This is a genomic window from Hylemonella sp. GW821-FHT12C09, assembly GCF_058807395.1.
Genome location: NZ_JBXAQQ010000001.1, coordinates 763,657 through 773,794 on the forward strand (window position 1 = coordinate 763,657; position 10,138 = coordinate 773,794).

Annotated in this window: 14 protein-coding genes; 1 reads left to right on the forward strand and 13 read right to left on the reverse strand. The window is 62.9% G+C overall.

The features are described 5' to 3' along the window. Positions 1-45 precede the first annotated feature (45 nt). The 10 genes from soxX to AC1RRP_RS03885 all read right to left on the reverse strand — a co-directional run bounded on the left by soxX (position 46) and on the right by AC1RRP_RS03885 (position 7,808). Positions 46-702 carry a sulfur oxidation c-type cytochrome SoxX gene (gene soxX / locus AC1RRP_RS03840; protein ID WP_493033376.1) on the reverse strand — a complete coding sequence of 219 codons (657 nt, stop codon included), beginning with the start codon at positions 700-702 and terminating at the stop codon, positions 46-48. Positions 703-717: 15 nt separating this feature from the next. Continuing rightward, positions 718-1,512, reverse strand: a complete 795-nt coding sequence (soxA, locus tag AC1RRP_RS03845; protein ID WP_493033378.1) for a sulfur oxidation c-type cytochrome SoxA — start codon at positions 1,510-1,512, stop codon at positions 718-720. 83 nt (positions 1,513-1,595) lie between these two features. Then, positions 1,596-1,907 carry a thiosulfate oxidation carrier complex protein SoxZ gene (soxZ, locus tag AC1RRP_RS03850; protein ID WP_493033380.1) on the reverse strand — a complete coding sequence of 104 codons (312 nt, stop codon included), beginning with the start codon at positions 1,905-1,907 and terminating at the stop codon, positions 1,596-1,598. Between the two features lie 52 nt (positions 1,908-1,959). Next, the gene (gene soxY, locus AC1RRP_RS03855) at positions 1,960-2,415 is read right to left on the reverse strand and encodes a thiosulfate oxidation carrier protein SoxY (RefSeq protein ID WP_493033382.1); all 456 of its coding nucleotides are present in this window, start codon (positions 2,413-2,415) and stop codon (positions 1,960-1,962) included. 72 nt (positions 2,416-2,487) lie between these two features. Then, on the reverse strand, positions 2,488-3,594 hold the full coding sequence (locus tag AC1RRP_RS03860; RefSeq protein ID WP_493033384.1) for a c-type cytochrome: 1,107 nt from the start codon (positions 3,592-3,594) through the stop codon (positions 2,488-2,490). Next, positions 3,578-4,942 carry a sulfite dehydrogenase gene (soxC, locus tag AC1RRP_RS03865; protein WP_493033386.1) on the reverse strand — a complete coding sequence of 455 codons (1,365 nt, stop codon included), beginning with the start codon at positions 4,940-4,942 and terminating at the stop codon, positions 3,578-3,580. Before soxC ends, AC1RRP_RS03860 begins: the two co-directional genes overlap by 17 nt. Before the next feature lie 56 nt (positions 4,943-4,998). Beyond that, positions 4,999-5,334: an ArsR/SmtB family transcription factor gene (locus AC1RRP_RS03870; protein ID WP_493033388.1), complete on the reverse strand. Its 336-nt coding sequence runs from the start codon at positions 5,332-5,334 to the stop codon at positions 4,999-5,001. A 101-nt stretch (positions 5,335-5,435) separates the two neighbouring features. Continuing rightward, positions 5,436-5,753, reverse strand: coding sequence for a hypothetical protein (locus AC1RRP_RS03875; protein WP_493033390.1), 318 nt, complete (start codon positions 5,751-5,753; stop codon positions 5,436-5,438). A 119-nt stretch (positions 5,754-5,872) separates the two neighbouring features. Next, the gene (locus AC1RRP_RS03880) at positions 5,873-7,186 is read right to left on the reverse strand and encodes an OmpP1/FadL family transporter (RefSeq protein ID WP_493033392.1); all 1,314 of its coding nucleotides are present in this window, start codon (positions 7,184-7,186) and stop codon (positions 5,873-5,875) included. Positions 7,187-7,232: 46 nt separating this feature from the next. Then, complete coding sequence (locus tag AC1RRP_RS03885; RefSeq protein WP_493033394.1) at positions 7,233-7,808, reverse strand: DUF302 domain-containing protein; 576 nt, start codon at positions 7,806-7,808, stop codon at positions 7,233-7,235. Between the two features lie 204 nt (positions 7,809-8,012). On the opposite strand from AC1RRP_RS03885, the gene AC1RRP_RS03890 reads away from it, so the two are divergent. Continuing rightward, complete coding sequence (locus AC1RRP_RS03890; RefSeq protein WP_493033396.1) at positions 8,013-8,327, forward strand: metal-sensitive transcriptional regulator; 315 nt, start codon at positions 8,013-8,015, stop codon at positions 8,325-8,327. A gap of 69 nt (positions 8,328-8,396) precedes the next feature. Here AC1RRP_RS03890 and AC1RRP_RS03895 read toward each other — a convergent pair whose 3' ends face one another. The 3 genes from AC1RRP_RS03895 to pgk all read right to left on the reverse strand — a co-directional run. Further along, positions 8,397-8,705: a c-type cytochrome gene (locus tag AC1RRP_RS03895; protein WP_493033398.1), complete on the reverse strand. Its 309-nt coding sequence runs from the start codon at positions 8,703-8,705 to the stop codon at positions 8,397-8,399. A 31-nt stretch (positions 8,706-8,736) separates the two neighbouring features. Further along, entirely contained in the window at positions 8,737-9,774 is a 1,038-nt protein-coding gene (gene fba, locus AC1RRP_RS03900) for a class II fructose-bisphosphate aldolase (RefSeq protein WP_493033400.1), read from the reverse strand. 85 nt (positions 9,775-9,859) lie between these two features. After that, positions 9,860-10,138 (reverse strand): phosphoglycerate kinase (gene pgk, locus AC1RRP_RS03905; protein ID WP_493033402.1); only part of this gene is annotated, 279 nt, incomplete at its 5' end.

The following is a 10,138-nucleotide window of genomic DNA, read 5'->3' on the forward strand; positions in this document are numbered from 1 at the left end:
GGGAAAAAGAACCCGGGGCTGCACCCCGGGCCGATGGTAGATCGCTTACTGGTTGACGGGCGACTTGGGGTCGAGCAGCAAAGCCATGATGTGCTTGACCTGCTGTTCGTTCAGGATGCCCTTGTGACCGGCGCGCGGCATCTGCGAGCAGGCGTTGTAGGCACGCGAGTTCCAGATCTTGCCCCAGGTGTACTGGATGATGGCGGCGGACTCGGGTGCATTCAGGTTGCTGACGCCGCGCATCTTGCCGTAGTTGTACAGGCTCGGGCCCAGCGTGCCGAAGGAGATTTCTTCCTTGCTGATCTGGTGGCAGTTGTAGCAGTTGCCACCGTTCTCGCTGCCGGCTGCATCGGTCCAGGTCATGCCGCGGCCGCTCTGGGCGAGCTTCTCGCCCTCTTTCCAGTCACCGATGTACTGGCCGCCTGCGGGCCACTTGATGCTGGCGAAGTTCGCCGCCTCAATGGCCTTGGCCGTCTTCTCGTCGATGGGCTGGCCCGCCACGTCGGCCTTCATGCATTCGAGGTTGGCATCATCGAGCACCAGGCGGTCGACCTTGGCCTGGCCCTGGTCGCGGAAGGATGCCTTGGCGATGTCCTGGGTCAGCCTGTCCAGTTCGGCCGTGCTGGGCATGCTCGAGCAGCCAGCGACCAGCACAACAGCCGCCACGCCGGCAGCGATGAGGAATTGGGTCTGTTTCTTCATGGTATCGGTCTCCACTTAGCGCTTGATGGCCGGGGCGATGTTCTCGGCCCCCTTGGCATTGACGCCCATGTAGGCGCCCAGGGCGATGGTGGCGTCACTGCCAAACAGCGGGTAAGGGAAACGCTGCTGGCGGTAGCAGTCGTTCAGACGCAGCTGCATGCTCCACATCTGGCCGTTGGAGACGCGGTAGGCCGGCCAGGCGGCAAAGCCGATGCCGTCGCCCGGGTTCTTCGTCAGGTTGGGCAGGTCCTGCAGGCGGATGCGCTTGCCGTCTTCACCGTGGCAGGAGGCACAGGAGAAGTCGTGCGTGCCGCCGCGCATGAAGAACAGGCGCTTGCCCACTTCGTACATGACCTTTTCCTGCTGATGGCTGTTGGGCAGGTTGAACTTCATGCCGCGCGATTCGGCGGCGATCCAGGTCGCCAGCGCGGTCACGTTGGCCTGCTCGCCGCGACCATAGGCCGTCTTGGCGATCTCGGCGCCGTTGAAGCCCTGCAAAGTCTCCATGCAGCTCACCAGGCGGGACTCGAGGTCCTGCACCTTGTTGGTGTCGGCAAAGTGACGGGGCAGCTCGACGAAAGCGCCCTTGACCACACCCGGGCCCTTGCCCAGATCACACTGTTCCAGCGAGGCATTCTTGGGGCCGCGCTTCTGCTTCCACAGGTCTTCCCCCTTGGCTTCGAACAACTCGGCCGGGTTGCCGTCGGCCAGCATCGCGCGGTATTCGGCGATGCCGTCACTGGCGGACTTCTGCGCCAGCGCAGCACCGCTGATCATGGTGGCGGCGAGCGCCAGGGTCCAACGTTTCATCTTTGTCACCTCGTCGGTTGTTATGAAAGCAAAAAATGGAGAAGGGTCTCACCCTTCTCCATTCGTCGTTCAGTGCAGGGGAATCAGGATACCGTGGCTTCGTCGGTACGGCTGTCGCCCTTGTTGTCTTTCCAGGTCACGGCGATCTTGTCACCGGCCTTGGCGCCCTTCACGACGAACTGCATGAAAGGGTTCTTCGACACGGCCGGGCCCCACTCGGCGGTCAGCACGACCTTGCCGTTGAGAGAGGCGCTCACCTCCTGGATGAACCAGGCCGGCACAACCTTGCCTGCCGAGTCCTTGCGTTGACCGGATTCCATTTCGTGGCTCATGAGTACGCGCACGGTGGCCTTGTCGCCAGCGGCTTGCGCGCGAATGCGCATCGGATCTGCCATTTTGATACTCCTAAATCTGTATGAATGCTGTGGATGGACGGGCTGTCAGCGCTTAACCGCCGCAGCCGCCCAGCGTGACCTTGACTTCCTTCTTCGCAAAGAAGGCCTTGCCGTCGTTCATGATGGCCACGGCGTAGACATCGGAAGACTGGCCCATCTTGGAGCGCGTGGCGAAGTTGGCTTCAACCGCATCGCTGACATTGAACATGGCCACCAGCGCAGCCGGGTTCTTCTCCACCAGGATCAGCATGCGCTTGACGCCGGCCAGCGTGGTGCTGGCCGTCAGCGGCACCACGGCGCCGTTTTCGGCGATGTCCGGGCCACCGATGGTCACGTCCTTGCTCTCCACCGGAGCGCCGGCGCCCAGCGCCTTGGTCACATCGGCCGCGCTCTTGGCGTCGAAGGCAACCTTCTCGTAAGCCGCAGCCTGCTGCGGGATCAGGCCGGCAGAGGCCAGCAGGCCCGCCACCACGGCGCTATGTTTCAGTGTCTCGCGACGAGTTTGCATGTGATGCTCCTTGAATAAGTACATGCTAATAAAAAAATCTACCCTGCCCTATCGGTATTTGCACTTAGCCCGCTATTTTCCCGCACCTGCAGCCAACCATGCGGCAATGGTCTTTGCTTCCGCTTCGCTCAAGGACTGTGCCGGCATCGGGATCGGACCCCAGACACCCGAGCCGCCGCTCTTGATCTTTCCGGCCAGGTAGTCAGCCTTGCCGGCATGCTTCTTGGCGATGTCCGCGAAGCTCGGACCCACCAGTTTCTTGTCCATGGCATGGCAGGCCGTGCAGCTGTACTTGGAGAGCAGCGCCAGGATCGCCTTGTTGTCGCCGCCAGCGGCGGGGGCCTCGGCCTTGGGCTTGGCGGCCGGCGCCGGCTTGGCCGCCGCAGGCTGTGTTGTCGGCAGCGCCTCGCCCACCTTGCGCTCGGGCCTGGTGGTATCGGCGCCATGCTGCGGGCCAACCAGACGGTTCTGCTCGGCCAGGTTGCCGTGGGCATTGCGCGCATAGTCCGGCAGGAAGGAGGCCACCTTGGGCTCCGGCGTGCAATCCTTCATGCAGGCCACATTGCTGGTATCGGCCTTCCTGACCTTGCTGAACTCCGGACCCGGCCACATGGCGTGTTCGGTCGTCATGCCGTTGCGGTTGGGCATGCGGGCCTGCACCTCGCGGATGTTCTTGTCCGACATCACGAAGTCGTCGGGTACGATGCCGCCGAGGTTCAGCAGGAAGGCCGTCACGGCGTACACCTCATCGGTGCTCAGCGACTTGGGCGCATTCCAGGGCATGGCGCGGTTGATGTAGTCCCACAGCGTCGAGACGGTGGCCACCTTCATCAAGGTCGTGCGCCCCGGGAAGGAAGAGTCGGTCAGCTTGGCCACGCGGCCGGTCTTGATGTCCTCGGCCGTGGTACCGCCCACCAGGGGGCTGAACACTTCGCCGGATTCACCGAAGATGCCGTGGCAGTGAGCGCACTTGCCCTCCCACACGTCCTGGCCCTTGGCCACGGAACCGGACCCGGCAGGCAGGCCCTTGAAGTCGGGGCGCACGTCGATATCCCACGCGGCCACCTCCTTGGGCGTGGCGTTGCGTCCCACACCCGGATATTTGTCGGACTGGGCAAGCGCAACACCGGCCATCGCCAGCAGGGCGGCCGTCAGAACGGCATTACGAAACCTGGACATTTTTCACCTCACCGCTTTCCTGCACCAGCCATGACTGGATGGCATTGTTGTGATAGATCGAACGCGTGCCGCGCACGGCGCGCAGTTGTTTGTAGGTGGGCTGCACATAGCCCGTTTCATCGGTCGCGCGACTCTGGATGATGGCGGGCTTGCCGTCCCACACCCAGTCGATGTTGAAGCGGCTCAGCGCCTTGGACAGCACCGGCGACTCCAGACGGGCGCGACGCCAGTTGCGGCCGCCGTCGACCGACACGTCCACATGCTTGATCTTGCCGCGGCCGGACCAGGCCAGACCGGAGATGTTGTAGAAGCCCTTGTCCAGCAGCACCTGGCCACCGGAAGGCGTGGTCACCACGCTCTTGCATTCCTGGATGCTGGTGTACTGGCGATGCAGGCCGCTGGGCTGGAGGTCGATGTAATGCACGGCCTCGTCCTTGGCGGCGTAGGGCATGTCGCCCACCTCGATGCGGCGCAGGTACTTGACCCAGCTCACACCCTGCACGCCCGGCACCACGAGGCGCAGCGGGTAGCCCTGCTCGGGGCGCAGCATCTCGCCGTTCTGGCCGTAGGCCACGATCACTTCACCCGAGGTGATCAGCTCCATGGGAATCGTACGGGTCATGGAGGAGCCGTCGGCGCCCTCGGCCAGCACGAACTTGCCCTTCTTCAGGTCGGCACCGGCGAGCTCCAGCAGGGTGATCAGCGGCACGCCAGTGAACTCGCTGCAGGAGATCATGCCGTGCGTGTACTGCACGGTCGGCACGGCCACATTGCCCCACTCGACGGCGGTGTTGGCACCGCACTCGATGAAGTGGAAACGCGAGACGGCCGGCAGGCGCATGATCTCGTCCATGGTGAAGACCTTGTTGGCCTTGACCATGCCGTTGACCATCAGGCGGTGCTTGGACGGGTCGATGTCCCACCAGCCCTGGTGGTGACGCTCGAAGTGCAGGCCGCTGGGCGTGACGATGCCGAACAGCGACTGCAAGGGTGCGAACGAGACCGAAGCCTGCGTGGTCTGGGTCAGACCCGGGCTCTGGCGGCGCTGCACGTTGGATTCAAATCTGGAAGGCTTGCCGTAGCCGCCATCGGCGGCCACGCCCTGGCCCAGGCCCGTGCTGTGCTCGGGCAGGTTCAGGATGTTGGGGTCCCCGCCCTCGGTGGGCACCGGATTGCCCTGCGCCAGCGCAGCCGTACCGGCGGCACCCGCCGCGGCAGCCGCAAACGCGTTGCGGATGAAGCTGCGGCGGCCTTGCTTGGCCTCCGCCACGACGGTCTTGATCCCGTCGCGGTCCAGATAATTCTCGGGCGCCTTGCGGATCCTGCCCGAACTCAAGTTGTCCTGCATCAAACTCTCCTTGCTATCGTTGCCATCAGCTGGCGATTTCTCTGCCCACGCTCGACTCAGTTCGCCTGAGCCTCGCGCCCCTCTGTTCCCTCATCCGTGCGCGCACACACCGCCTTGCACACCCGCACCACCGTCTCGTCCGCAACGCGGTAATACATCTGCGCGCCATCGCGCCGCTTGTCCAGCACGCCTGCCCGGTACAGCACATTGAGCTGCTGCGACATATTGGGCTGCGACACCGCGATCTCCTGCAGCAGTTGCGTCACGTTCTTCTCACCCCCGCACAGCGCGCCGATGATGCGCAGCCGGATCGGTGTGGACAGCACACCGAACAGCTCGGCGGCGGCTTCGTAGCCGGCGATCGTCGTTTTTGCTGCCGCCCCGTTATTCATTTGCTGATTCTAAATATTCACATACGCGAATATATAGATTTCACGAAATATACCCCTAGGTGTTTACGCGTATCTCGACTAAACCCTGGGGGGTTTATTTTTTACTTTGTGAAACGGTAGTGGTCCCGGTTCAGGACAGCGGCAACGGCCGTGACCTCTTCCGGGAAAAAGCCCAGATTGAGCTCCGTATTGCACTGCTCGACCATGCCACGCAGGTAACCCGCCGTGTTGATGCGTCCTGCCGGCTTGTACATGGCACTGCCGTCACCGCCCACCTTCTGCTGGTGGCAGGCCACGCACTTGCTCTCGGCGATCAGCTTCTCGCCCAGCTTGAGATCGGCACCCTGGAACACCGGGGGGACCTGGGCTCCGGCCACACTGCCGAGCATGAAAAACGGGATGGCGAGGTATTTGTGCATGGTCATTAGGTTAGCGAAGACGGCGACTGGGGGCAAGCACCCACCAGAGTGGCCGGTCGTGCCGATGGAAAAAAGGGCCGGGGCAAGCCCGGCCCTTTGACCTTGGGCCTCAGACCTGCTCAGTACTTCCAGCCGAACTGGATACCCAGGGACTGCTGCGACATCTTGATGGTCTCGTTGCCGCCGGCGCCCGCGCCGGCGATGCTGTTGAACATCGAGGAGCCGGAAACAGAATTCTCCGGTGCATACATGTAGGCCAGCGTCACTTCCGATTGCTTGGACAGCGCGTAGGTGCCGCCCAGCGTGTAGTGGGTCGTGATCACGCCCGGCGCGATGATGTTGAAGCTGACATCGCGGCTCTTGACCGGGTTGTCACCCACGTTGACACCGGCACGCATCGTCAGGTTGCCCGACTGCTGCCACTCGATGCCCAGCTTGTACACATTGATGTCGGACCAGCCGAAACCCTTGCCGTCCGCGGTGCCCAGCAAGCCGGTGTTGTTGCTGGGGTTGCCCACCGAGGGAACACCGCTGTACTTGATGAAGCTGTAGTCGAAGGCCACCAGGACTGCCGGCGTCGCCTGGAAGCTGAGGCCTGCCGAATAATTTTCCGGAATGTCGAAATTGCCACCATCGGCAAACAGGCCCTTGTACTTGTCGAACTTGGACATGCTGATCTTGGGCGAATAAGAGGCGCCCACGTTCAAGGTGTTGCTGAGCTTGCCCAGGTAACCCAGGCGAACGCCAAAGCCGTTGCTTGAGTCATAGCCGTTGTTCGTCACGCTGCCCTTGGCGCTCGTCATGGCCGGGAAACCGGCAGCGTTGTCGAATGCCTGCAGGCCGTCGGCCTTGAACTGCTGATGCACCAGCAGCGGCGAGACGCCCAGCGAGTGGCTGGGATTGAGCTTGTAGGCAAACGTCGGCGCCACCACAAGCTGGATCATGTCCACACCCAGCTTGCCCGAACCGCACATGCCGTTGGCGGTACCTGCACCGGAGCCGCAGTTGATCTTGCCGCCGGCATATTCGGTGTTCAGGCCGCCATTGCCATACACGGCCAGGCCGACGCCGATCGTGTCGCTGACGGCACGGTTGTAGCCGAACTCGGGCACGTAGAAGGTGTTGCTGTCGCTGTCCTGCGCCACGTCGATGCTGCCCGCGCCGACACCGGCACTGCCGGTACGGCTGTAGCCACGCTTGGGCATGAAGACATCTACCCCGAGTTCCAGGCGATTGCCGGCAAAAGCGGCCGCGGCCGGATTGTTGGCCCCCGCAAAGGCGCTGTCGGTCGTGGCCACGGCCGCGCCGCCCATGCCTTTGGCTTTCATGCCATAGCCGTGCGAGAAATAGCCGTTGGTGGCCATGGCGGCTGTCAGCGGACCGGCCATGACCAGGGCGAAGGCGGTCTTGCGGAAAATATGACTCTGCTTCAAGTTTGTCTCCTGTTATAAAAATTCATTCTTCAGCTGGCACTTGCTCTCAGAACTCGCCCTTGGAGCCGCGTTCCATCATGTCCCAGATGGTTTCGCGCACTTTCCAGGCTTCTTCCTTCAAGGGGGACGGCAGCTTGCGACCCATCTTGACCATCATGTCCATGTTCAGCGTGTACATCCACAGACCGTCTTCCTTCTCGACCACGGTGATGCGGCAGGGCAGGTAGGCCGCCATGTGCGGGCTGAAATCCACCATCATGCGAGCGGTGGCGGGGGTACAGAAGGAATAGACCTTGAGGAACTTCTGGGGCTTGCCGGTGCGCGCCTCCAGCTCCTTGGACAGCGGCAGGTCGCCCACGCCTTTCATATTGCGTTCGGCGGCGATCTGGGTCAGCGCCTGCTCGATGTCATTGATGGTCACGCCGGCCTTGACCTTGCGTTCCCAGGTGGTGGCCACGGCGATGTCGCCTTCGGCGTCCACCCAGCGGTCCCACATCCTGCTGGCCTCAGCGCCAGCGCCATCCTCGAGTTTGCCGATGGTGCTGATCGTGCCGCAACCAGTGGTCAAGACGACCAGGGCCAGCAGGGGCAGGCCACGCAGAATTCGGGTGAAAAACTTCACGTTCATATCCTTCAAAAAGGGTGTTGATGATTACCCTACCCCCTAGGGTAGTTGCTTGGAGGCAATGGTGCAGCACGAAGCACGCGCTTGCCATAGGGACGAACCCTATACCCTTAGGGGTAAGCCACGCAGACCGTCACCCGGCGATGGGGCTGTCTGAATCTGGCACACTGCGCATTCCCTTAGCCTCAAATGACTGCCGCCATGCCCAGAAAGCCAGCCACCCCCGCAGCAGAAGTCTCCAAGTCCGCCGTCTATCGCGCCGATCACCAGAAGGACGTGGTCAATCGCCTGCGCCGCATCGAAGGCCAGGTGCGTGGTCTGGTGGAGATGATTCAGGCAGGCCGCAGCTGCGAAGACGTCGCGCTGCAGATGTCCGCCGCCCGCAAGGCCATGGACAAGGCCTTCTACCGCATGATGGCCTGCACGGTGATGGAAGCTGTCTACGACGCCGAGAACGAAGAGCACGCCATGCAGGAAGTCGAGAAGTCGGCCCGACTCCTGGAAAGATTCGGCTGAGCCAGCGCTGAAATGCAAGGGGCGGTCCCGCAGGACCGCCCCTTCTTCTTTTCCGTCTCTGTACGAAACTTATCTGGCGCCGGCCAGCACCCAGGACGCCAGGGTCTTGGCATCGGCTTCGGCCAGGGCTGCCTGCGCCGGCATGGGCACAGGGCCCCACTTGCCGGCCCCACCCTTCTTGATGCTGCCTGCCAGTATGGCCTCGGCATCCTTCTGGTCCTTGTACTTCTTGGCCACGTCCTGGAAGGACGGGCCGACCATCTTGCGATCAACCGCGTGGCAGGCCATGCAGGCATTCTTGCTGGCGATTTCCTTGCTGGCGAAGGCGGGCATGGACACCAGTGCGACGGCAGCCAGGGCGATGTGGATCAATTTCATGGGGTCTCCTCGGATCGGTTGTTGAAAATGCTCAGGCGTAACGGGCCGCCATGGCCTCCAGCGCGATGGGCTTGATCTTCGAGGCCATGCCGGCGCAACCGAAAGCCTCGAAACGCGCCTTGACCACACCCCGTGCGGCCTTCTTGGCCGCGGCCAGGGCCTTGCGCGGATCAAACTCGCCGGGCTGCTTGGCGAAGATCTCACGCATGGCGCCGGTCATGGCCAGGCGGATGTCGGTGTCGATGTTGATCTTGCGCACACCACTCTTGATGCCGCGCTGGATCTCCTCGACCGGCACGCCATAGGTCTCCTTGATGTCACCGCCGTACTGGCGGATGATGGCCAGCCACTCCTGCGGCACGCTCGATGAACCGTGCATCACCAGGTGCGTGTTCGGAACCTGCGCATGAATGGCCGCGATGCGGTCGATGGCCAGGATGTCGCCGGTGGGCTTGCGCGTGAACTTGTAGGCACCATGGCTGGTGCCGATGGCAATGGCCAGCGCGTCGACGCCGGTCTTCGCCACGAAGTCCCTGGCCTGCACCGGGTCGGTCAGCATCATGTCGTGCGTGAGCTTGCCCTCGGCACCCACGCCGTCTTCTTCACCCGCCTCGCCGGTCTCCAGCGAGCCCAGGCAACCGAGCTCACCTTCCACCGATACACCCACGGGGTGCGCCATCTCGCAGACGCGGCGCGTGATGTCCACGTTGTAGTCGTAGCTGGCCGGGGTCTTGCCGTCGGTCATCAAGGAGCCGTCCATCATCACGCTGGTGAAACCCGAGCGGATCGACTGCTGGCAGACCGCCGCCGAAGTGCCATGGTCCTGATGAACGACGACCGGGATGTCCGGGTGCGACTCCACGGCCGCCAACATCAGGTGACGCAGGTAGGGCTCGCCCGCGTACTTGCGCGCGCCGGCCGACGCCTGCAGGATCACCGGGCTATCGGTTTCCTGGGCGGCTTCCATGATGGCCAGCACCTGTTCAAGGTTGTTGACGTTGAAAGCCGGCACGCCGTAACCGTGCTCGGCGGCGTGATCGAGAACCTGTCGAAGAGATGCGAATGCCATGGTGTCGTCCTGTGGTGTAAGAAATTTTGAAAAACAGTCCCCTGCGACCTCGCGTGGAGGTCGTCGTCAACCGAACGGAAATGAATCAGCCCCTGGCGCGTTTCTCCAGGATCTCGAAGGCCGGCAGAGTCTTGCCCTCCAGCACCTCCAGGAAGGCGCCCCCGCCCGTGGAGATGTAGCCCACCTGCTTCTCGATGCCGTACTTGGCAATCGCGGCCAGGGTGTCGCCGCCACCCGCGATGGAGAAGGCGCTCGATTCGGCAATCGCCTTGGCGATGGCCTTGGTGCCGTTCTCGAAGGCCGCAAACTCGAACACGCCCACCGGGCCGTTCCACACGATGGTGCCGGCGGCCTTGAGCTGCTG